This window comes from Nocardia sp. CA-135953 (genome assembly GCF_050955735.1).
Taxonomy (GTDB): domain Bacteria; phylum Actinomycetota; class Actinomycetes; order Mycobacteriales; family Mycobacteriaceae; genus Nocardia.
This window is the reverse complement of the sequence record NZ_CP192082.1, coordinates 5,748,647-5,771,337: the sequence shown is the minus strand read 5'-3', so window position 1 is coordinate 5,771,337 and position 22,691 is coordinate 5,748,647. Positions and strand designations below refer to the sequence as shown.

Annotated in this window: 15 protein-coding genes and 2 pseudogenes; 13 read left to right on the top strand and 4 right to left on the bottom strand. The window is 63.6% G+C overall.

Annotated features, from left to right (window positions below; genetic code table 11):
* The first annotated feature begins 432 nt into the window (after nt 1-432).
* The 4 genes from ACQPXH_RS26620 (at nt 433) to ACQPXH_RS26605 (ending at nt 6,740) form a co-directional block, all read left to right on the top strand.
* On the top strand, nt 433-1,107 hold the full coding sequence (locus ACQPXH_RS26620) for an RNA polymerase sigma factor (RefSeq protein WP_433599210.1): 675 nt from the start codon (nt 433-435) through the stop codon (nt 1,105-1,107).
* 51 nt (nt 1,108-1,158) lie between these two features.
* Nucleotides 1,159-1,917 (top strand): DUF4190 domain-containing protein, encoded by a 759-nt coding sequence (locus ACQPXH_RS26615; protein ID WP_433599209.1) that lies wholly within the window; start codon nt 1,159-1,161, stop codon nt 1,915-1,917.
* Between the two features lie 141 nt (nt 1,918-2,058).
* Nucleotides 2,059-2,511, top strand: a complete 453-nt coding sequence (locus ACQPXH_RS26610; protein ID WP_433599208.1) for a hypothetical protein — start codon at nt 2,059-2,061, stop codon at nt 2,509-2,511.
* Between the two features lie 101 nt (nt 2,512-2,612).
* Complete coding sequence (locus ACQPXH_RS26605; RefSeq protein ID WP_433599207.1) at nt 2,613-6,740, top strand: trypsin-like peptidase domain-containing protein; 4,128 nt, start codon at nt 2,613-2,615, stop codon at nt 6,738-6,740.
* A 41-nt stretch (nt 6,741-6,781) separates the two neighbouring features.
* On the opposite strand, the gene mycP is transcribed toward ACQPXH_RS26605, so the two are convergent.
* Nucleotides 6,782-7,801: a type VII secretion-associated serine protease mycosin gene (gene mycP / locus ACQPXH_RS26600; RefSeq protein WP_433599206.1), complete on the bottom strand. Its 1,020-nt coding sequence runs from the start codon at nt 7,799-7,801 to the stop codon at nt 6,782-6,784.
* A gap of 682 nt (nt 7,802-8,483) precedes the next feature.
* On the opposite strand from mycP, the gene ACQPXH_RS26595 reads away from it, so the two are divergent.
* Together ACQPXH_RS26595 and ACQPXH_RS26590 are read left to right on the top strand one after the other, a co-directional pair.
* The gene (locus tag ACQPXH_RS26595; RefSeq protein ID WP_433599205.1) at nt 8,484-9,095 is read left to right on the top strand and encodes a hypothetical protein; all 612 of its coding nucleotides are present in this window, start codon (nt 8,484-8,486) and stop codon (nt 9,093-9,095) included.
* 171 nt (nt 9,096-9,266) lie between these two features.
* Nucleotides 9,267-9,560 carry a hypothetical protein gene (locus ACQPXH_RS26590; protein ID WP_433599204.1) on the top strand — a complete coding sequence of 98 codons (294 nt, stop codon included), beginning with the start codon at nt 9,267-9,269 and terminating at the stop codon, nt 9,558-9,560.
* Nucleotides 9,561-10,731: 1,171 nt separating this feature from the next.
* Here the strand turns inward: ACQPXH_RS26590 and ACQPXH_RS26585 are convergent.
* Both ACQPXH_RS26585 and ACQPXH_RS26580 read right to left on the bottom strand, forming a co-directional pair.
* Nucleotides 10,732-11,508, bottom strand: a complete 777-nt coding sequence (locus ACQPXH_RS26585; RefSeq protein WP_433599203.1) for a transposase family protein — start codon at nt 11,506-11,508, stop codon at nt 10,732-10,734.
* A gap of 935 nt (nt 11,509-12,443) precedes the next feature.
* A complete protein-coding gene (locus tag ACQPXH_RS26580) occupies nt 12,444-13,820 on the bottom strand; it encodes a DoxX family protein (RefSeq protein WP_433599202.1) in 1,377 nt (458 codons plus the stop codon).
* A gap of 333 nt (nt 13,821-14,153) precedes the next feature.
* Between ACQPXH_RS26580 and ACQPXH_RS26575 the strand changes: the two genes are divergently transcribed.
* The 7 genes and pseudogenes from ACQPXH_RS26575 (at nt 14,154) to ACQPXH_RS26545 (ending at nt 21,374) form a co-directional block, all read left to right on the top strand.
* Entirely contained in the window at nt 14,154-14,849 is a 696-nt protein-coding gene (locus ACQPXH_RS26575; protein WP_433599201.1) for a response regulator transcription factor, read from the top strand.
* A complete protein-coding gene (locus ACQPXH_RS26570; protein ID WP_433599200.1) occupies nt 14,842-15,942 on the top strand; it encodes a sensor histidine kinase in 1,101 nt (366 codons plus the stop codon). Before ACQPXH_RS26575 ends, ACQPXH_RS26570 begins: the two co-directional genes overlap by 8 nt.
* A gap of 202 nt (nt 15,943-16,144) precedes the next feature.
* Nucleotides 16,145-16,531, top strand: a complete 387-nt coding sequence (locus tag ACQPXH_RS26565; protein WP_433599199.1) for a transposase family protein — start codon at nt 16,145-16,147, stop codon at nt 16,529-16,531.
* A gap of 9 nt (nt 16,532-16,540) precedes the next feature.
* Nucleotides 16,541-16,813, top strand: a pseudogene (locus ACQPXH_RS26560) (transposase); the annotation flags it as partial.
* 332 nt (nt 16,814-17,145) lie between these two features.
* Complete coding sequence (locus ACQPXH_RS26555) at nt 17,146-17,766, top strand: hypothetical protein (RefSeq protein ID WP_433599198.1); 621 nt, start codon at nt 17,146-17,148, stop codon at nt 17,764-17,766.
* A gap of 33 nt (nt 17,767-17,799) precedes the next feature.
* Nucleotides 17,800-17,949: a hypothetical protein gene (locus tag ACQPXH_RS26550; protein WP_433599197.1), complete on the top strand. Its 150-nt coding sequence runs from the start codon at nt 17,800-17,802 to the stop codon at nt 17,947-17,949.
* A 782-nt stretch (nt 17,950-18,731) separates the two neighbouring features.
* Nucleotides 18,732-21,374 (top strand): hypothetical protein, encoded by a 2,643-nt coding sequence (locus ACQPXH_RS26545; RefSeq protein WP_433599196.1) that lies wholly within the window; start codon nt 18,732-18,734, stop codon nt 21,372-21,374.
* A gap of 39 nt (nt 21,375-21,413) precedes the next feature.
* Here ACQPXH_RS26545 and ACQPXH_RS26540 read toward each other — a convergent pair.
* Nucleotides 21,414-22,346 (bottom strand): annotated as a pseudogene (locus tag ACQPXH_RS26540) (transposase).
* Nucleotides 22,347-22,691 lie beyond the last annotated feature (345 nt).

The following is a 22,691-nucleotide window of genomic DNA, read 5'->3' as shown; positions in this document are numbered from 1 at the left end:
GATCGCGCGCGCTGGGCGTGCGGCCGTCGCGGGTGGCACCGTTGGTACGACGAATCGCTGCCGAGGCCGAGGGGGCCCGAGGATTGGGGAGGGTGCTGGGTTGCAGGGTCAATTGGGGCTGGAGTATCAGGCTGGGCCTCGGGGATCATCCGGGATGGGCGGAACTGGACGTTCCCGCTGGCAAGGCCGAAGTTTTCGTGACACGAGAAGGACGGCGTGGCCGGGCGGCGTTGCGAGGCTCAGGGCTGGGACGGGCGGGAGTTCGGCACCGAGGAAGACTACATTCCACTGTCCGACGGACACGCGGATCGGCCACGAGAGTGCGGTAGTCGATAAGAACTTGTTCATGAGTACCGGATTAGGGATCATTGGGGGGTGCGGGGCTATCCAATGGTCACTTGTCTATAGGCCCCAAGGTTGATGGTGTAATCGATGAGTCTGTACGACGAAGCTGCCTCGCACCCGGACGCCGCGCTGACGGCACTGCTGGGCGCCGTGCTCCGGCACTGTGCCGCGGACCCGGTTTCGTTGCTCGCCGGGGGCGCCATGGGATCGGCCGTCATCCGGATTGGTCGTGGCGCCGGTGAGTCCGGCGCGCAGCGTTTCGACGAGTTGCTGTTGGAGACCTTCGATTCCACCGCTGACATGCTGCGTGCCGTGACGGCCAAGCGAATCGGCAACCGACCCGACGCCGAGGATCTCGTGCAGACCGCCTTCATGCGGGTCTACGCCGCCAAACCGGACGTCGCCGACGTCGACGAGTTGCGGGCCTACCTCTGGACCGTTACGACCAACCTGACTCGCGATGCCTGGCGGCGCGCGGCGGCCGATCGTGATCAGCTGGACCCGGACGGGGACGAGCGCGTCGTGCAGCTTGCGGCACAGGCCGGTCTGGAACTCGACGATCTGGTCGCGCTGCGCGAAACCTTGCTGACCGCGCTCGACACCCTGCCGCGCCGTGAGCGAGAAGCCTTGGTGTTCAGGGCATACGAGGGCAACACCTACGCGGAAACCGCGCGCATCATGGGCGTGTCGACGGGTGCGGTGAAGAGCTATGTGCATGACGCGATGCTGCGGATGCGCAAGCGGCTCGACGCCGTCGCCTGAGCCGGGAAGATCCTCCCCAACCTTTTGCGATCACCGGCGGTTGTCACCGGTATGAGCCAGCCACAGTATCCAGAATCATCACCCTTCGTACCGGGCGGGCAGCCGGTCTATCCCGCGTACCGGGAAAGCTACGGCCAACCGTCGTTCGTACCGCCCTACACGGTCGATCAGGGTACCTACGGCGCGGCAGCGGTGTCGCGACCACCGCGGACCAACGGGTTCGCCATCGCTGCACTGATTTTGGGAGTCGTGGCGTGCAGCCCTCTGGCGCTTCCGTTCGCGATTGTCGCGCTGGTTCAGACCCGGTCCGGCAGGCAGCGCGGACGCGAGTTGGCCATTGGCGCCCTCGTCGCATCGGCGGTGTGGATCGTGATCACGGTTGTCGCCTTCGCCACCGGCGCCCTGCGATTCACGACTTTCGTCAGTAACACGCTGCCCTCTGCGGGCGGCCCGGCCGCGCACATCAGCGTCGGCAACTGCATCGACAGCTTCCCGTCCTTGGCGCCGGGCGCCGCGACGCACGTCGGCAAGGTCGAAACCATTTCCTGCGACCGGCCACACGATGCGCAGGTCATGGTCTATACGAATCTCCCCGACGGGCCGTGGCCCGGTGCCGGCGCCGTAATGACCGATGCACAGCGGGCGTGCGACAGTGTGCTGGCGACGATGCTGGCGAATGTTTCGGCAGATGTGCACGTTCGCACTGCCTTCGCTGCTCCGGACTCGGCGTCGAGCTGGAACGAAAGCCATAGCGCGGCATGCCTGTTCGTGCGTGCCACCGATCAGAAGCTCACCCACCGGATCGACTGACACCGGCAGCATCGACAGGAGTGCATCATGAATGACGAAAGTATTGCTCGGAGTGAGATCGGCCGAATTCTCGGCCCGGGCGAAAATTTGCTGTGGGCCGGACGGCCGAGGCAGGGGTTTGCGCTGCGGGCAAGGGATGCGGTGATCTTTCCGTTCACCCTGGTCTGGTGCGGTTTCGCGGTGTTCTGGGAAATCGGTGCGGTGGCCGCGGGCGCACCAGTCCTCTTCCCGCTTTGGGGAGGGATGTTCGTCATGGTCGGTCTCTACATGGTGGCAGGCCGCTTCATTGTCGACGCCCGGCGCAGGGCTCGCACCTTCTACGGCGTATCGAACAGGCGGATCATCATCGTTTCGCATTTCCTCGGCTACAAGGTGCAGACGTTTAATCCGCGTACCCTCGAGCAAGTGTTGATCACGGAACATTCCGGAGGAAAGGGAACCATTTCCTTGGCTGCCACCAGCCTCTTCGATCGTCGGCGGAACATCGTATTGTGGACTGGCGCGAGCCCGGTTCCGGCATTCGAGATGATCGAGCACGCGACGAACGTCTACGAGCTCATCGAGAGGATCCGGACTCCGCTGGACTCGTGGTGAGGGCCGCGACCCCGTCACCGCTGAACACCTGTGTACGGGATGCGCGGCAGTATTATCTCTGCTGGGTCATTGTTCACCGGGGCCTGCGGCGAAAGGGGCGGATGACGTCGAGTAAGGAGATGACGGGGGCCCCGGCGTCGGCCGCGGTGCGTGTTCTCACGGTGTCGGGAGAAGTGGTGGGCGCCGGTTTCGTGGTAGGTTCCGGTCTGGTCGCGACCTGTGCGCACGTGGTGGCCGAGGCAGTGGGAGCCGATCCCGGCGACGAACATCCGCCGACCGAGCCGGTACTGCTGGACTTTCCGCTGCTATCCGGCGATACGCGCCACGTCGCCCACGTGCGCAGGTGGACGCCGGTGGGGCCGAACGGGGATGGGGACATTGCGGTCCTGGAGGTGGCCAGCCAGGCACCGGATCTCCCTGCGGCCCCGCCATTTTGGCACGCTCGTGAGCCGTGGGGGCGTGAGTTCAGGATGTTGGGCTTCCCGCTCGAGATTGCCGACGGTGTCTGGGTGTCGGGCGAGTTCCGCGCGCCCCGAGGCATGGGCTGGATGCAACTGCAAGCTGGCATCGGTGGTCAGTCGATCACTCCAGGGTTCAGCGGTGCGGCCGTGTGGGATTCGGGCTCGGATGCGGTCGTGGGTATGGCGGTGGCTGCGGACCGGCGCCGATATACCCGCACCGCGTTCATGATTCCCATCGACGAGGTACTCGGGCTCGATCCGACGCTGCGGCCGAATCCCTATCGGGGATTGGAGCGGTTCGAGGAGGCCGACGCCCACCTTTTCTACGGCCGCGGCCCGGATATCGACAGAATCGTCGCGGCGGTCGAACAGCGGCGATTGGTGGCGGTAACGGGCCAGTCGGGCACCGGGAAGTCATCGCTGGTGAGCGCGGGAGTGATTCCGCGGCTGCGGAAACGAGGCATCGAGGTCGTCGCGTTGCGTGCGGCGGGCGATACCACACCGGACTCGCTGACAGCCCGGCTGCCCGAGTCCGCCGCCGGCCGTAGGCAGCAGGGGCGGGTGCTGTTCGTGGACCAGTTCGAGGATCTTGCCGCCACGGATCCCGAACGGGCGCGGGCGCTGTTTCGCCGACTGGTCGACCTCACGACCGATAGCGCGGGCGATCCGCCGCCGCGCGTGGTGCTGACGCTGCGGTGGGAGGCGCTCAATGATCTGGTGGACGACGAATTCGCAGAGGCCATCGACGGGGCGATGGTCACTGTGGCACCCATGGGGCGTGAGCAGTTACGGCAGGTAATCCGCGGCCCGGCCACCGAAGCCAACGGAGTGGTCATCGATGGGAACTTGATCGATCGCCTGGTCGACGACACCGTCCATCAGCCTGGCGGGTTGCCGTTGCTCGAATCGATGCTCACCGAACTGTGGGCACAACGTCGTGGCGGCCGATTGACACTGGCCGACTACGAACGGGTGGGGCGGGTCGGCGGATCGATCACCCGGCAGGCGGAACGCGCGCTGGCGCAGTTCGCCGCCTCGAATGACGCGGCCGCCGCTCGCCGGTTGCTGACATTGCTGGCTGTCCCGGACATCAGCACCGACGGGTTCATCCGGTCGGTGATACCGATCGATGACTATCCCGAATTGCGAACTGTCGCAGGGCATCTGGCACGGGAACGGCTGGTTGTGGTCGGCCGGAGACTGGGCGGCGCTGAGACGGTGGAGCTGGCTCATCAAGCGTTGATCGACAATTGGCCGCTCCTGCGCGGATGGCTCGAATCCGATCGGGCCTTCCGATCTTGGCAGCAACGCCTCGAGCACGAGCGAAGCGGCTGGGCGGCAACGCGGTTCGACGACGCCGGGCTGTTGCGTGGCAGCGCGCTGGCGCGGGCCGAGGAATGGCTGGCGACTCGCGGATCCGATATCCCGCAGACGCAGCAGCAGTACATCGGATCTAGTCTTCGCCTTCGGCGCCGGGAGGTACGACGCTGGCGGACCGTCGCGGCCGTCGTCACGGTGCTGGCCGTGCTGGCCTCGACCACCGCTATTTTCGCGTACCGCACCAGTCAACAGCGGGAGTCCCTGCTGCGGGAAGCGGCAGGAATCAGCCTCGCGAGGGAATCGGTCCGTCTCGCGGACACCGATCCCCTTACCGCACTGCAATTCGCGCAGGGGGCCGAGCGGAACGCCCCAGGTAATTCCGAGGTCGAAGCGGCATTGCTGACACAACAGATCGCATTCTCCGGGGTGTCTTCCTATACGCCGGGGTACTGGGCCGATCCGGCGAACCTGGCCGCCAGCGCCGACGGATCGGTATTCGTGGTCGCAGGCAAGGACGGCTCCGTCACGAGCTGGACCGATGTGCTGCAGGGACATCCGACACCGTGGCAACTGCGGCCGCCGGGATCGAAACCTGTCGTTCCCACCAATGTCAGCCGCGACGGCAGCCGGATTGCGCTGGCAACCGAACGCGGCGGGGTATTCCTGTGGGATATCCGAAACCGGCAGGGCCCGATCACCGTTCGCCCGGACGGCGCGGAGCAATCCCTGGAATCGACGGTGGGATTGTTCTCACCCGACGGGACACGGTTGGTATTGTCTACCAACCCCGATCGAAACAAGGACCGAAACATCCGCCAACCCGACCGGATCGAAGTCTTCGACACCGCGACCGTGCACCCCGTCCGGATCGCGGCCTTTTCCACCGGCGAGCCGGTGAGCATGCTGCCGGAACGCATCGATCTCGATAACAGAACGATCTGGTTCACCGAGCAGTCGTTCGCTACCAGCAGCATGGACAATGTAGTTCGTGCCGCGGACTCGGGGCACCGCGTCCGGCGGTTACCGAGCGGTAGTGTAACGGCGGATGGCGCGGTGGCCGAATGCGAGAAGACGCCCAATGGCGGGACGAGCGATTACGTGATACAGGACGGCATCACCGGCGCCGAGCGCCGTCGCATCGCGCTTCCGTCCGGGATTTGCGATACGGCCGTCGTCGACAGATCGGGCCGCTATGCCGTCATGACCGATTATTCGGCGGGCGCCACATACGGATTGAACTACCTTGCCGACCTCAATTCGGGACAGCTGTTCACGTTTCAATCGACACCCGGCCTGACGACCGACGGCTATTTTGTGCATCCGACTCCCGCGGGTCCCGATGTCAGTGTATTCACGCCCACCGGCCTGGTTCACTATAAACCTGCCATCCCTGTCGACGATGCAAACGATTTTCGGGATCCGCCCCGCGCCACGACGCTGGCATTCGACGGGCAAATCGCGGCCAACTATTACGATGACCAGGCGACAGGTGCACGACGGATCGAGCTGGTGCAAATATCGCCACGGCAACGCCGATTGTCGGAAGCGGCGCTCGGATCCGGTCCGGGGCAGCTGGACATCGGGCAGGGCGACCTGTCCTTGTCGATTACCAGGGATGACCGGTTCTTGCTCGTCATCGGTCAGCCAAACGAGTTGCGCGTCTATTCGACGGCGGACCTCGGGCTGGTCCGAACGCTGGCGCTGCCGGTACCAGCCGGGCTCGATACTCCCGGGCCGTGGGATGGAAAAGACATCATGCCGCTTGATAATGGCGACGTTGCAATATTTTACGCCGGTATGCTCACCAGGTGGGACATCAACACCGGCCGGCGACTGGGAGAGCCGATTCCGGTATATCAGGATGCCGGGGATCTGCACACGCTTGCGACGACCGGAAAGGCGGCACCGCGGCTGGATCGCCCCGGTGAGATCTTGATCGGTACCCCGTTCTATTTCAAGGTCTGGGATATTATTGGTGGGCGCCGGGTGGCGACGTGGCTTCCCGAGGGGGTGAAGACCATCCCCGATGCCTTCTTTTATCAATCGAACGCGCCCGAGGTCTATGTCGATCACCAGATATGGAATATGGACACCGGCCGGGTAACCACACCAGCCTATCCCGTTCCCGACTCGGCGGACATTATCGGGCGCACCACGGGTGGCCTGCTGCTGGTCGGGAATGGTGATGTAGTAGAGGCATGGGATGGGGCGCGGGGGCGTCTGCTGAGCTTTCGTCCTCCGGGGCCGGTATCTCAGGTGACGGTCCAAGTCGATCCCCACGGTGACGATATTGCCTTCCTCGTCTCGGCGGACGGAGTGACGCGTATCGACCTCGAGCGAACGAATCTGCCGAATCGCATGTGCGCGATCAACGACCGGCCCTACACCGCGGCGGAGATGCGCCAGCTGCCGCCCGGCGCAGTCACTGCCCCGCCCTGTCACGACTGATCCCAGCGCCGGAGCGCTGGGATCAGCGGCCCTCTCCGAGCTCACGGCCGGACGGCGCGGCGGCGACGCAAGAGAATCGAGGTGATGATGCCCAGCGCCACCAGGAGCGCGACCGACAGCGTGCTGGCGACGCGGGGCGTGAACGCAGCATGTCCGGGCTGCGGTGGCGCGTCCGCCGTCAGTGCGGCGAGCGGATCGATCAGGCCATATCCCACCGTGTCGTCGCGGCCGGGGCCGGGGTGCTTGGCGGTGCGCTCGATACGTTCGATCACCTGGGCGGCGGTCAGGGCCGGGAACCGCGTGCGAACGAGCGCGGCCAGTCCGGCGACGTATGCGCTCGAGTAGCCGGTGCCAGCGTGCGGCACCGGTCCTTCACTGCCCTGCACCGCATCCACCAGTCCGGTCCCGCCCGGCGTGCTATCCAGCGAGACGATGTTCCGGCCGGGGGCGGCGACACCGATCCAGGGGCCGTGGATCGAGAACGGCGAAACCGAGCCGTCCAAGTCCGTGGACGCGACCGCTAGCACGTATCGGCTGAACCATGCCGGGCTCGCGACTGTTTTCACCCCACCCCAACCGGATCCGATGTTCTGGTCCGAACAACTGCTGTCGCTGTGGAGGTCGCCCGCCGCGGCCACAACAACGACATTCCGTTCGGCGGCATACTGGACCGCCGCGCCCAGGGCGCCGTCCACAGATAGATCGCCAGCGGTCGTGCATGCCGCCGCGGGGATGTCGATCACGGTCGCGCCCTCATCGACCGCGCGCACCACCGAGGCGGCCAGGGTCGTCACACTGCCGTAGCCACGACGATAAATTTGGCCGGTCAGGGGGGAGTTCGTGGCCTGATACGCGAGGCTTAGCTCCCGGATCGACAGGATCGAGGCATCGGGGGCGATACCGGCGAACGCGTCGTGCGGGGAGGGTTGCGCGGCGATGAGGCCGGCGGCCAGGGTGCCCCGGCCGTCGCAATCGACGGTACCGTCGGAGTTCGATACGAAATCTCCGCCGGGTTGCAGACTCCGCAATCGAGGGTGCCGGTTCACCCCGGTATCGATCACGGCGACCTTCTGTCCTGCGCCGCGGCTGATCTGCCATGCCTGCGGAAGGTCCGGAAGCCGTTGTGCCGGTGACAGATTCTGCGATGTCGACTCCGACAGAATCGTTCGCGCGCAAAACACTCGCTGCTCGGTCGGATCGGGCGGCACGCCCCTGGTGTTCAGCGCGATCGCTACCCCCAGCGCCCCTGGATCGATGCTCGGTGGATTGATGGCCTGCGCCGGAGCTGGAATCCCGAACCCGCTCGCGCCGAGCGCGGTCACCGCGATCATCACACGTGTCGCTGTCCAGTTGTATTTGCCTAGGCGCTGAGGTTTGGCATTGGGCAATAGACCGGGCCACCGCCCGGCAACCGGGGTAGGCGTTGGCTGTGGTTCTGGGTGTTGGCTCATATCTGCGACAACCGCCCACACTCGAAAAAGGTTGGGGGCGAATTTCCGTCCCTTCCGATGGAGCGGAAACCATGGCGGGCGGATCTACATGGACGCGTCCCGAGGGCCCGGAACGGGGGCGGATCCATGGTGGGCACGCCTGTAACGCGTGCCGCCGAGGCCGAATCAGCCGCCGAGGCCGAATCAGCCGTCGAGGAGACCGGGGTGAATTTCTTACCCGTCCTGGATCCGGAATTCTGCGGAGGTGCTGCCCGCGGGTCGACATCGGCGAGATGATCCCGGAGGTGATGGGTTGGCAGCAGCAGTTCGGCTCCGCCTACTCCACATCTCCGGCGGCACCCGGTTAAGCGACAACCTCGATGTCACCCTCGCTGCGGTGCTGACCGCGCAGTCGCTCAACATCGGTTGGGGCCCGGTCGTGATGCCGGGCGCCAGAAGCCGACCACCCGAGGCGGCCACAGCCACCGCGGCTGGCGTTACCATGCCGAGCTCGACGAACCGATCACGCCCCGCAGCCCGCTCGACCGCGGCGGCCACCGCATCCGGCCATGCCGATCCTGCCGCTTCCGGAACCGTCACATCCACCCCCGCCACCACCGCCAACCCAACGAACTCCGCGCGCACCGCCTCCAACTGGCCAGCCGCCCGCCGCAGCCAGCCACGCACCGTCGCAGCCACCAGCCCGAGCCGAGCCGCGACACGGCGATCCCCCTGCCCGGCCGCGCGGTACCGCAGCGCCGCCCAGATCACCGGCACCGCAATGCTCGTCACCCTGACGGTGCAGACCACCCCGATCAACCCGAACCCGACGCCGACCACCCCATCGGCAACCACGAAGACGACTCACCCGCCGTGGTCGTCATCCCCAGTGACGCTCAACACCCAGAACCGGATCACACTGTGACCATCCCCGTTGCACCACAGCCCCGGACTTGACGCCGCCGCTGCGTAACGGCGAAGCTTCAAATCTCCATGGACAGTGCATCCGGGCTGCGCTCTGATCAGTGCATGTCTAGCCCCTTGCCGCCCGAACAAGAGTACCGCCCCCCCGCCGCCGGTTCGTCGATCCAACTGGATGGCGGTGGCCGCGCTTGTCATCGGCATCCTGGCGGTCCCTACTGTGCTCCGCAGTTTCATCACTCCCACCCATTTCGGGGCTGATCTCGGCTACGAGCTGGGTTACCGCTCGATCCCAGCGCTGCTCAGCTGCACAGCCCTTGCGCTCGGCGTTCCCAAGGTCATCCGCGCCCGGAGCGCAGGTCGCGGGCAAGGGCCAGCCATCACTGGTCTCGTGCTCGCCGGTTCTGCTGCTGCGCTTGCAGTGTTGGATACGGTCGGTGTAATCGCGCGTTTTTCCTCGGTGCACTGACCTTGGGCCTTCCTCAGCCCCTGGCTGCTGTGGACGGACGAGCCGCCTTTGGCTGGTCGGCACCGGATCCCGTGGCCGACATAAATCTCGATCGCGAACGCTCTGGAGCCAATTCGACAGCACGAACAGGCGGTACGCTTCGCCCGGTACCTATTTCGATTTTGAATCCGCATCTCGGCAAACTGTGGCTGCGAACCAGCGAATGATCCGCCGTCCGACGCCACCTAGGTCAAGCGAACCCGGCATTGCTAGCCTGTGAGGCACCGCGTCAGAACATGCTGATGTGCCGAGCATGCGTGCGAGTTCGGCAGCTGTGGGGCGTCGGCGGGCATCCGGTGACAGACACGCTTCCAGAACGCTACGCAGATCGGCAGACAAAATGGACCGCTCGCACGAACTCGCCCGCCTGTCGAGGCGAATGCCAATGCGGCGGCAAGTGCGAACACATCATCCGCTGGCGCGGGCTGGCACACTCTGCGAGCTGATGTCTCCGCCGTCGACGTTCCAGAGTTGGCGCCTTTCGGATATACCAGCCGCGGACCGGCGAATGTCAATTCTATTGACACCGGTGTCACCGCGCCATGGACACGCCCAGTGGAATGCAACTTGGCGAGATGGCGAGCAAGGGCAGCGCCCACCGACCGAACGAAATGCTCGGGCATCGGTCCGAATTCGACAATCATCTCATAGAGCGGAGCCCTGACTGGTGTTCCTTCGCACATGACGTCACCCTTCAGTCGGCCGAGGCATCTTGAACCACCGGCGTGCCGAGCCCCGGCACAGCGATACAATCTCGACAATCGAGGCGATCAAACCGAAAGGCCCTGGTGAAAAGCATGCGATTTTCATGCCGGAATGGTTGTCGACGGTGTTGCCGGAATCGGCCGCAACGGGCCGTCAACTTATAGGACTACCCACCCTCTTCCTGTTTGACAGCACGCTACCGCGCCAGGCGCCTACCCTCGGGCTGATCGGCACAATCATAAGCGCGCGACCTCTCGGCGACATCGGTAGTGCATAGGTATCAGAAGATTGGCGATAACAGCGACCGTAACGATCATCGAATTCTGTGTAGGGTGAGGGACCAGATCGATTCGATGAAGGTGGGAACAGGAACTCGGTTGATTTCGCAGGAAGATACCGTGTTCGCGGGTAACTCCATGAGCCTTTTTCATCCTTGCTGAATAGCGCGGACCTCGCGAGCTTGAAGGACGTGGATGGCTTGGACGAGTTGCCCGGTCCGGTGCGGGCAGCAGCGGAGTTTCCGCGGTATCCGCCAGGTTTTCAGCTGGGCGTTGGCGCGCTCGCCGGGGCCGCGTAGTTTCGCGTGAGCGCGGTTGAACTGCTTCTGCGATTCCGGTTTGTCTCTGCCCTTGTACGGCGTGAGTGCCGCGGTGGCGCCGTGATATCCCTTGTCTGCCAACACGATCCATCCGCCCTGTTCGAGCTCGTAGAGGATTCGCCAGATCCAGGCCGCCTTCATGTCGTGCACGCTGCCGGGCAACGCACCCGAGACCCACACGATCTCACCGTCAGGTGTGGCGATGACCTGCACATTCATCCCGTGGTGGCGGTGCTTACCCGAGTAGAACGGCCGATCGGCGGCGACCCGGTCGATCGCGATCAGCGTGCCGTCCAGAATCAGATAGCCATGCCCGGCGGTCTTTGCGTGGGCCAACGCTTTCCGCAGCCCCGGTGATCGCGCGGCCAGCAACTCCACGGTCTCGGTGACATACCGCCACGCGGTCGCCGTCGATATCTCGAACCCGGCACCCAAATCGTCGAAGGTTTCTCCTTTGCGCAAGTAGGCGAGCACGAGCAGGGCCTGGCGGCCTGGGTTGAGCAGCCGCCACACCGACCCGATCCGGCGGCGGTGACGGCGGATCACTGCGGCCACGTAGTCGAGGGTCTGACGTGACAACGGCAGCGCGGAACGGTAGAAAAGCATCTGAAGCCCTTGGTGAACAGCGGTTGTGGTAAACAGCTGATCTACCAGGGGCTTCGTCATTCACATCGACGACACGCCGCATCAATCATCAACGGCCACAACACCTCTCAACGGAGGATGAAAACAGCTCAGTCTCTCGGCGCGGCGGCGACGCGGAGCCAAACGGTTGCGTGCGCTCGCCGATCCGACCGCAGCAGTCGAAATCAGTGCCGCACTCGAACGCGAGGTCCGAGATCAGCGCACTTGGGAGACACAACACCAGCTGATCATGGCCCTTGGCATGACGGGCTCGCGTGGCGACGTTGAACTGTTGAAGGGTTGGCCTTGCGACCCCGCTCGGCAACGGTGGTCAATATGGCGCTCGGCGACGCGATCGTCTGACTTGATCGTGAAACCGATAATGACCCGAGCCCCGCTCCCTGTGCCTGCAACAAGACGCCGAACTTCTCGACGACGGCGCACTGCGCGGGATTGCGATGCTCCAGTTGGGCCTTCCCGACGCGGCCGTCGACCAAATCTTGGATTACACCGAGAGCATTTTCACCACAACTATCTGCCGTATTAGGCAGCCGTCGCGGCCGCCGGATGGTCCGGGCCCCGAGTACGGGAGCTTCTCACGCGATGCTCCCGAGTCGACCGCCAGATCATCGCCCAAGCCGCGACGGACGCCCTGAACGGTCGCTACGGCACCTACGTCAGCGTTATGTAGCAGCCAGTCACGGGTTCTGTGCCAGAACCGACTTCGGTTCTGACGCAGAAATCGTGATCCCTCCAGGGGCCCGGACTTTCGTAATCGATCCGGACTCGTTGTGGCTGAGTAGTATTCGCTCCCAGAGCAGCTGCAGGTTCGATCTACCAAAGCACTGCCTCTCGAGGGCGCCCCGCCGGGGCACCGTGAGGGACTGTTGTCTGAGATCTCAGGCAGTCCTTCCGAGCTAGAGGTTCGGACGGTTTTGCGCCCAGTGGAACGGTGTGCTTCGCTGCGGGAAGCTGTTCGGGTCGATCCGTTCGAGCGTCAGTGTCACCTGGTGGCCGTCCAGTTCGCCGGTCAGCACGGCTTTGTCGGGGATGGGTTGCTGGAAGGTGAGCGTGCCCAACGGATTCCGAGCGTGGCTGGGCTTCGCTCCTGATCCGGGTCGCAGCGTCCCCTCGATCAGCCGGATCTGGTGGTCGGCGGCGTCCATGTCGGCGGGAACGGTTACCAGGGTGTCGTCCATCTGCTGGTAGGTGATCGCATTCGGGTAATCGAACACCATTGTTTTCCAACGGGTTTCGTCGGTCGTCAGTGGCGGCACCGGCAGGCCGTCGCGGGTGTACTGCGACACCGACCAGATACCGTACAGCGGCGGTTTGGGACGATCGGGCCCGCCGGCACTCCAGGCGTGCCAGCCGCCGTGCACCAGCGCCACAGCAATCCAGACGCCGAGTGCGACCTGCATCAGCGCCGCGATGCGGCGAGATCTCGTGGTGCGGAACGGATTCGGCACGGTGGAAGGGCCGGTGGTGCGGTTGAGCAGCAATACCTGCATCAGCCGCCGCGCCTCCGGCGCCAGCAACACCAACGACATCAGCAGAAGGTGTGTGGACAAAATCTTCTCCGGCACATCGAAGGTCATGTTCAGCACGACGATCTGCAGCGTGTCGATCAGGGTCAGCAGCGCGCCGAGCAGCGCGGTCCGCGGAATGAACAGCAAGATCGCCGCGGTGACTTCCGCAGCGCCGAGAAGCATCTCGTACGGTCTCGACACACCTACCTGCGACCACAGCACAGCCATCGGCGTGAAGTCACCGTACTTGCTCAGCAGCGTGGTCAGCGACGGCTGCGGCATCTGCGTCGGAATCAGCTTGGCGAAGCCGAAGCTCATCGTCTGGCCGGCCAGCAACAGCCGGATGACCAGGAGATACCAGCCTGCGAGTGTGCGATAGTGCGTGCGGCGCCGGTCCAGTACCGACCACACCGCCGTCCCGGTCACCGCCGCAACCAGAATGCAGAACAACAACACCCAGAAGATGGTCTGGTCACCGACCCCGGTCGGATACAGCTGTGCGGTGGTTCCGAACAGGTGCAGGCCCACCCAATTCAGGGCGGGCTGTAATTTCCGGATATGCCAGAACTGTGCGCCGTATCCCAGCCAGCGGCCGAACCATCCGGTGAGTACGTTGAGAATTGGCGGAGTCAGTAAGCAGAACAAGCCGAAGTACAGGAAGCAGAACCGGAACGCGATGCGGGGGAGCGGTTTCCACCCCGCTGGCTCGGGCCGAGCCGGCTGCGCCTCGGCGTCGTCGGTGGCGATGGTTTCGATTGCTGTCATCCCTCAGGGCCTTTCGCTCGACAAGGTGGGCGGCTGGTAGTTACCGTGATCGGGACTGGATCGACCGACACCGTCGGTCACTGCTGCAGCCCCGGATCGTGTCTGGGTCGGGAGTACCTGGGAGGGCACCCACGTTCGATTCGATGGACGCGGGTTTATGATCGCGGCGGTGACGCCGCCGAGGCCGACACTGGTAGGCCAGCGAGTTCGGAGGGACCTTGTTCGTGTCGCGGTTGTGTGTCGCATGGTGCCAGTCAAGGCACCGTGGTGTTGTCGGCCCGTATGTGATTTTCGGTATGCGGACGATATGCGCGGATTCGTAGCATTCGCAGTATGCGAATACTGGTCGTTGAGGACGAGCCCTATATGGCAGAGGCCATCCGCGATGGTCTGCGCCTGGAAGCGATCGCGGCCGATATCGCCTGTGACGGCGATACAGCCTTGGAATTGTTGAGTATCAACGCCTACGACATCGCCGTCCTCGACCGCGACATTCCCGGCCCGTCCGGTGACGAGATCGCCGAACGCGTCGTCGCTTCCGGTAGCGGCATGCCGATCCTGATGCTCACCGCTGCCGACCGGCTCGACGACAAGGCCACCGGGTTCGAGCTCGGCGCCGACGACTATCTCACCAAGCCCTTCGAACTCCGGGAACTCGTACTCCGCCTCAGAGCCCTCGACCGCAGGCGCGTCCACAACAGGCCGCCCGTGCGGGAGATCGCTGGTCTGCGTCTGGATCCGTTCCGCCGCGAGGTCTACCGCGACGGCCGCTACGTCGCGCTCACCCGCAAACAGTTCGCCGTGCTGGAGGTCCTCGTCGCCGCCGAAGGCGGTGTCGTCAGCGCTGAGGAACTGCTGGAGCGGGCGTGGGATGAGAACGCCGACCCGTTCACCAACGCCGTCCGCATCACAGTCTCGGCACTGCGCAAACGCCTCGGCCAACCCTGGATCATCGCCACCGTGGCCGGGGTCGGTTACCGCATCGACAATGTAGCCGACACCAGGCGTGAGGGGCCGGCTCGTGGATAGGGCGCCCGGGTTGAGCGTCCGCCTCAAACTCACCCTCAGCTATGCCGGATTCCTCATACTCGCAGGTGTCCTGCTGCTCGCTGCTGTGTGGGTGTTCCTGCTGCGAGGCATGCCCGCCGGTGATTTCGGTCCCAGGCTCTCCACTGTCGTGCGCGTATTCGACCCACACAACTTCGGCCCCGGCGTCTTCGACACCGCGGCAGCCGGGGTGCTGGTGTTCCTGCTGGTGTTCGGTCTCCTAGGAGGGTGGATTCTCGCCGGGCGCATGCTCGCTCCGCTGACTCGTATCACGGAGGCCACGCGGATGGCCGCAGACGGGTCGCTCTCCCATCGAATTCGGCTGCCGGGCCGCGGAGACGAGTTCCGCGAACTCGCCGACAGCTTCGACGCCATGCTCGCGCGGCTCGAAGCACATGTCGCCGAACAGCGGCGGTTCGCAGCCAACGCTTCCCACGAACTGCGCACCCCACTGGCGATCACACAGACACTTCTCGACGTGGCCCGCAACGATCCGAACCACGACGGCGGCGAGCTTGCCGAGCGCCTCCACGTGATCAATGCCCGAGCGATCGAGCTCACCGAAGCATTGCTCCTGCTCAGCCGAGCCGACCAGCGGTCCTTCACCCGGGAACAAGTCGACCTGTCTCTCGTAGCGGAACAAGCCACCGAAACCCTTCTCCCCCTTGCAGAAAAGCACGGTGTCACCATCCAGACCGCCGGGGATATCACCCCAACCGTCGGCTCACCCGCTCTCTTGTTGCAGATGGCCACGAATCTCCTGCACAACGCCATCGTCCACAATCTGCCCGAACACGGCACCGTGCAGATCGACACCGTCATAGGCCCCGGGTCCGCCATGCTCACTGTCGAAAACACCGGCGAGGAGCTCACTCCACAGCTCGTCTCGACACTCACCGAGCCGTTCCAGCGCGGCACCACCCGGATCCGCAGTGACCATGCGGGTATCGGTCTCGGCCTGGCCATCGTCAAGAGCATTGCCCAAGCACACGACGGAATCCTCACCCTCACCCCCCGAGCCGATGGGGGACTGCGGGTCACCGTGCAACTACCCGTCGATCTGCGATCGTCCTGAGTACGTCCTGGGCCTGAGCGGGCATCCACACCCAGTGCGCCGGCCGACGTGGCAAAGGCAAGCACCGCCGCGATCCGCTCCGAATCGGTGAGTATCGGGATCAGCGGGACGTACGCGGTGTCGACGGCACGCCAATCCGGGATCTGGCACAGACTTGGTAATAGACCCGTTCGGAATGCGAAGGGGCGGTCCATAGTTCATCATGTCGCGGTGTTCTGATCTTGGACCTGTGAGGGTCCTGTTCCCGCATCTGGACGGATTGAGGATCGAAGTGATCCGCGCGGCGGGTTCGATGGTGCGGATCGAGGCTGTTACCAGTGAGGATCCGGTCGGCTGTCCTGGCTGCGGGATGCTGTCGGGCCGGGTTCACAGCCGGTATCGGCGGCAGTTGTCGGATATCTCGATCATTGGTCGCGAGGTCGTGATCGGGTTACGGATCCGCAGACTGGTTCTGCGACAACTTCGATTGCGGCAAAACAACTTTCGCCGAGCAAGTGCCTCTTGGCCCGGGCGTACGTGGCTCGCTTGGACGGTGTCTCGCATGGATGTGATTCGTTCCGATCTCACCGAGATCGGTTGTGTTGCATGATGTTCGATCGTGGTGGACGAGTTGTCGAAACATCTTGTGCTGGAAGAGCTTTGGGAGTTGGTCGGGCCGCTGCTGCCGGAGTTCTCGTCGCGTGTGCAGGGTGGCGGCCGGGCGCCGGTGGACCAGCGGTCGTTGTTCACGGCGGTGGTGTACGTGCTGGCTAGTAGCTGCGCGTGGCGGATGCTGCCATTGACATTCGGGGTCAGTGTCCCTACCGCGCACCGGCGATTCAGCGTGTGGACGAAGGCCGGTGTGTGGCGGCGGCTGCACCGGGCAGTGCTCGTGTCCGGTTCGGATCAACGTTGCGGCTCATGGAAATGTGACCTGCGATCCGCAATATGGTTCGCCTCTCTCCGTTGCTTCGTTTGTTCGGATCTAGGTTGCGGATTGCCGTGCGGGTAGGGGTCGTTCGACGTGGTCGACGGCGCGTCGCGCTTATCGATTGCGATTAGTTCCGGCCCGGACCTCAATGAGCGGGACACCTCAGCTCTCAGAAACCGGAGTGATCGTGGCCTCCCATCGCTGGGTACCGCGAATCGCAGGCGCGTGATGGCAAGGTTCTCGCCATGAATGCTGTCTATAAAACCCGGGATTGGCCGCGCGACGCAGCTCGCATGGCCGATCGGTTGGTGGCCGAGCTTCCTCCAGACCTGGGGTTGGACTTCAGCCCCTCATCACTTCTCCGGCTCGAGGCCGAACTCCTGCGACGATTTTCTGACCCTGCCCAACTGACCGCACCCGAAGCGCGGGCATTCTATGAGGGTTTTTCCGCCTACTTCGGCATAGTGATTCTCCGCAACGGAGGAGGTTGGAGGTGGGGGTGGTCGACGACCTGGGACGATACCGATCCGCCCCTGGTGATGCCGGACGAAGAGCTCGACCTCGAACCCTTGTCACCGTGGGAGGCCGTGGTCCGCGCCGTCGCGTGCCGCGAGGGCGACGTGTTCCACACAATCTGGGCGTCATGGGATAAGGCCGCCATGGATCAGATTGTGGAGTCAACCGGCGCTGCGGTCTTGGCAGCCGCCCGTGCCGAGTTGGAGGCCGACGCCGCCGAGTTCGGCGGGTGGGCCGAATCGGCCCCCGCAGCCGAGCGGGCGACCTATGCGACCTATGCGGCTGAGGCTGCCAAGTTGGCGGAGTTGCCCGACGCTACCGAGTTGGCGGCCCTGGCTGCTGAGTTGGCAGCGCGGGCGGAGGCTGCCGAGCGGGTCGAGCAGGAACCCGACGAGTAGGGGACGCCTTGCCCGCGCGGATGATCAACCACGGTGACGAATAGGTCCGGGTCGATCCTGCGCACCGGCGGCATGATCGGCAGCCTGTGCCAGTCCGGCTCGGGCGCCTGCAGCAAACCCGGCACCCGGGTCGAACTGGCCGACTTCGATCTCTTGCGCCGCCGCCTGCTACTCAACATATGACACCGATCACCAACGCCACCAACAACTTTGTGCCCGAGCCATTATCACGTGTCCGCTACCAGCATCGTTGCAGACGATCGAATCTGCTGACGACACAACCGAAGCCGGGTAGACAACGGGGTTATCCGTGGTGCCGATGATCAGTTCTCGGCCACGCAGACTGCCGCCGAGCATGCTCGTGCACATCGGAATCGACCCGGCCGTACCGCTCCGCGCGGCCACGTGGTCCATGCGCGCCGGCACCGACCGAGAGCTTTTGCCAGGACGTTGCGGCGAACTCCCCGCCAGTGCGTCGGCCCCGGCCTCACCTGATGATCGCAGCGGGTGGCTATCACATAGAACACATAGCGAAATTCCAGCCAGCCACGTGGAACCTGCGCCCCTTACGTTGGATCGGATCATGACCACTGCGGTATTACTTAACGTCTACTGATGCGCAGGGTCGGCGGGCAATGTTCTATTGGGATACTAATCTTCTTCCTCGAACGCGGTGCTCGCGGAACAAGATCGAATCTTCTGTTCGAATCCGGCGGAGTCAGTGGTATCAGTCGAGTACTGCGTTGTTGCCTCGGGCCAGCTGAGAAAGGGCCGGCAACCTTGATCGCGGTAATGACGAGGGAGCCCATGCTAGTAAGGAGGCTCCTCGTCGGATCTCCGATGACCTCGGATTTGCGGCACAGTAGTAGCCAGCTGATGATCATGGGGTCTGGAGACGCGGCCACGAGGCAGTTGTCGCTAATCGCGGAAAGCGTTATCCGCGACTACAGGTTGCGGATCACGTTATGACTAAGTCGCGGGTTGAGCGTAATCCCGCTGAACTGTTGTGCCAGGAACCGCGGGAGACGGCACGTATCGGACAGTTGCGTGTCGGCGTGGCTTGCGCATTGATTCTCTGGCGGAACTGTGGAGTCAGGGCAGTGTTGCTTGCAGGTTTTCGCAGGCTGACCGAAATTGATCTGTCTTTTTCCGAGGCGGCAGGGCGAGAGACACACCGCACGTGGCTGTATCGGTGGCTCGATCCGGACCGCCGGTCGCTCGACGCAACAATCCGGCGGTTCGGCGCGTGGGGCTGGGCAACCCGCGGACGCCGGTGGGCCGTGCGGGTTCTTCTGGCCTTCGTCGTCCTGGTAGTTGTCCCGATCGTGATCGGTGCGGTGGCGACGGCTCAGACCGGCACCGGTGAGCAGGTGTCTTCGGTGAGCAGCGGACTCAGTTGGATGGGCGTCCACGACTCCCAGGGAGTCCAACTATCGAAGTACACCTTTGTCACCAACACCGGTGGTGTAATGCACCTCGGCAATACCATCATCTCGACGCCATTGCTGCTGTTGTATGCAGGTTGGTACGTCATCCAGACGTCGGTAATTTGGTTCATCGGGTGGGTTTTGAGCTTCGCGTGGCTCGATTGGCTCGATTCGATACTACGCGATGTGGCTGTCAATCTCACCGGTCAGATCGCGACGTCACTGATGTTGGTGACTGCCGCTACCATTGGCGCCTTCTTCGTCGCATACTTCGTGACGCGAGGCTACTACACGAAGGCGGCCATGCAAGTGGTGAGCATGCTTGCGGTGGCGATATTCGGTGCCATGTTCCTGGCCGACCCGCTCGGTGACGTACTGTCGTCGAACGGGTTCCTGGCCCAAGGGCGCAATGTCGGAATAGCAGTTGCTGCCGGGCTCAACGGAGGTAGCAGCCCTGACCCGAGCGCGCTGATCGAGACCCTGCAGGCCGAGATGGCCGATAACTTCGTGCGAAAGCCCTTGCAGGTGTGGAACTTCGGGCATGTCGTCGATGAGCGGCCGGCCTGCCAGGCCATATGGACGGCCGGCATAAACGCCAGCAACAGCGACCAGATCAAGAACGGCATGAAAACGTGCGGTGACACTGCCGCATATGCGGCAGCCGACAACCCGAACGTAGGACAAATCGCAACGGGACTGATTCTGCTACTTGCCGGAGTCGTACTCCTGGGCTTCGCCGCCTATCTGGGCCTCAAGGTGATCAAGGCCGCAATGGACGCGATCTATCATGGAATTCGGGCCATCTTCGGATTCGCCGCCGGTGGATTCATCTACGGACCGACGCAAACTGCGCTGATCCGCGATGTCGTGGACAGTTTCATCGCTGCAGGGCGCATGGCGGTATTTACCGGCTTTCTGGGTATCGATATGTTCATTCTCGGCGATCTATTCCGCCAGGCGAAGGGCCAGGTCATGGCCGTGCTCGTCATGGCCGCAATCGTGCAGATTATCGCTGTCGTCCATTTACGGAAGTTGAGCCACAGTCTTGACGGCGCCAACGACTGGGTCGCCAACCGGGTTGCCCTAGCCGCTCAGAACGCTGGTACCCGGGGCGGGAGTGGAGGTGGCCGGGCGCTCGGTATGGGACAGATGGGCGTCACTCACGCGATGAGCACGATGGCGATGCTCGGCGGGCTGAGCACCATTGCCAACTCTCCGTTGCCCGAATGGATTGCAGCTGGTACTCCGGGCTGGTTGCATCCTCAATCACGAATGAAGAAGAAGAAGGAGGAGGCTCAAGGCGACTTCTGGAACGACCCTGAATTGGGCGGCGGCCGAACAACCGCCTACGGCGGATCCTATGCTAATCGCATAACATTTTCCCGAATGGCCAAAAAAGCTGCTACGTCATACGGAGGGATAGATACATATCTCGGCGCCGGTGCTGCTGCACGGGCAGTCCTCGACAATGGTGGAACCCTGGGTGACGTGCGTGGAGCTTTGTACGGAGCCGGTTTTGAAGACGAAAGAGTCGTCAGTAATACCCATAAATCTTTGGGAATTACCCTCGGGAATGCTGCAAATTATTCCCTGTCCGACGACCGTGTCACCCAGATGGTGGCAGCGACACAGCGCCTTCAATCATCGGCACGACGGCGCGTAGTGCACAACGATACGAATCAGTCATTCGAAGAAGTGGCAGCCGATATCGCGACACTGAGGTCAGCTGCGTTCCGATACCGGCGAGACAGGTCTAAGGACGGAGACATACGTCTTTCCGCAGGCCAGGAAGCTTGGGCCGATGCGTATATGAATAATAACATCGCATTTCTGGGCTCGGGCCAGCGCGAGGCGATGAAAGATCTAATGGACCGGGCTGCTGGCGATTCTGGGACCTACGCAATAGCGAGTCTTACACCAGATGATGCGAAAAACATCCGTGCCTGGATAGGTGCACAGCAAGCCAATAACACCTACAAAAGCGTGGAGAAACTGATCGCAGATCCCACCAACTATCAGCTCCTGCGCGAGGTCAATCTGAGCGTGGCAGCCGTGCAAGAAACCGAGTCTTATGCGACCAGCGCTCCTTTGCCGCCTTCAAATTCCCTGGAGCCAATGAGTGGCGCGACACCTCGGAACTGGGCAAGCAACTTTTCTCTGATAAGAAGGCTACTACGATAACGGCCGCCGCGTCTTGGGGTTGAGGATACACGCTGACCGCTATGGTGGGGTCGAGTCGGGGACAGTGCGGTGGTGAGTAGCGGTGTCCCAGGGTGCGTGGCGAGCCAGGTGTAGTCGGGTTCGTCGGGCGTGGCGGGCGATGCGTCCGGCCGCGGAGAACAGTCGCAACCGTAGGGTTTCGGCTCCCAACGTCGCGAGGGGTGGTCGCGCAGGGCGAGGGTCTGCATCCACGCGGTCAAGTCCAACGCGAGTTCGACGATGGCCAGCCAGATCCGGTTGGCGTCGAAGCGGTGGAACGGAAGGTTGCGCAGCCCGGTGCCTTTCGCGGTGCGGATGCGGTCCTCGCAGCGGGCGCGGTGGCGGTGACGCAGTTCCAAGTCGGGCAGTTGGCCTCGGGTGGTGTTGGTACGAACGCGGTCAGCCGCATGCCGTCGCGGTCGGTGAACCGCAACTGCGCGCCCGGATGGGGGCGTTCTTTTCTGACGATGACGTGCATGCCCTCGGGCCAGCTGCTCAGATCGATCATGCTGGTGATCTCGGTGACCCAGGCGCCATCACGAACCTGCCCGTCACCGTCGTAGGCGGGGCCCACGCCGCAGCCCTGGCATCGGCGCGAGCAGAGGCGATGGCGACCAACGCTTTCGGCGCATTCTCGGCCGGCACCGCCACCAGCCTCGACACTGTCGGATCCGACGCGACGAGCCCGAACACGCCCGGTTCGGCCCGCAACAGCGTCAGATCCGAGACGCAGTCACCGCCGATCGCGAGCGAGACCGCCAAATTCAGCACGATCTTGCCCGGATCATGCAAGGCGAGGGGTTTGCGCCACCGATTCAACGCCGCCGACAAACCCCTGACCAGGCCGAGTTTCTCCGCCGTGCGCAACAACACCACAGACCCGGCATGCGACACAACACCCGAACCATCACCGTCAACCAACAGCCTTGGATACGGCGAGATAGACTTCACCACCAGAAAGGTGCTCCAGAACTCGATCAATTCAACCTTAGGCAAGTCGAATTATCGCAGGTCAGAGCACCTTTCACCATTTCCGGCACAGGTCAGCCGCAATTACCGTGATTGGCCGAGGCTAGTCACGCGCTCGGCGATGGCGGCGACGCGCCGGATACACCTCGAGGGTGGGGCACGCCTGGCCCTCGAGTATCGAGAGCCCGCGCGTCAGTTGGCTCTCGAGGATGAGGTGCGCCCCGGTCTGGGCTGCCTAGCATGATGTCCGACAGCTGTTGGAGGACGGAATGCTCAGATATGCCAAGGTTTTCGGCTCTGTGTGCGTCGCGGCGGTGTTGACGTTGTGTG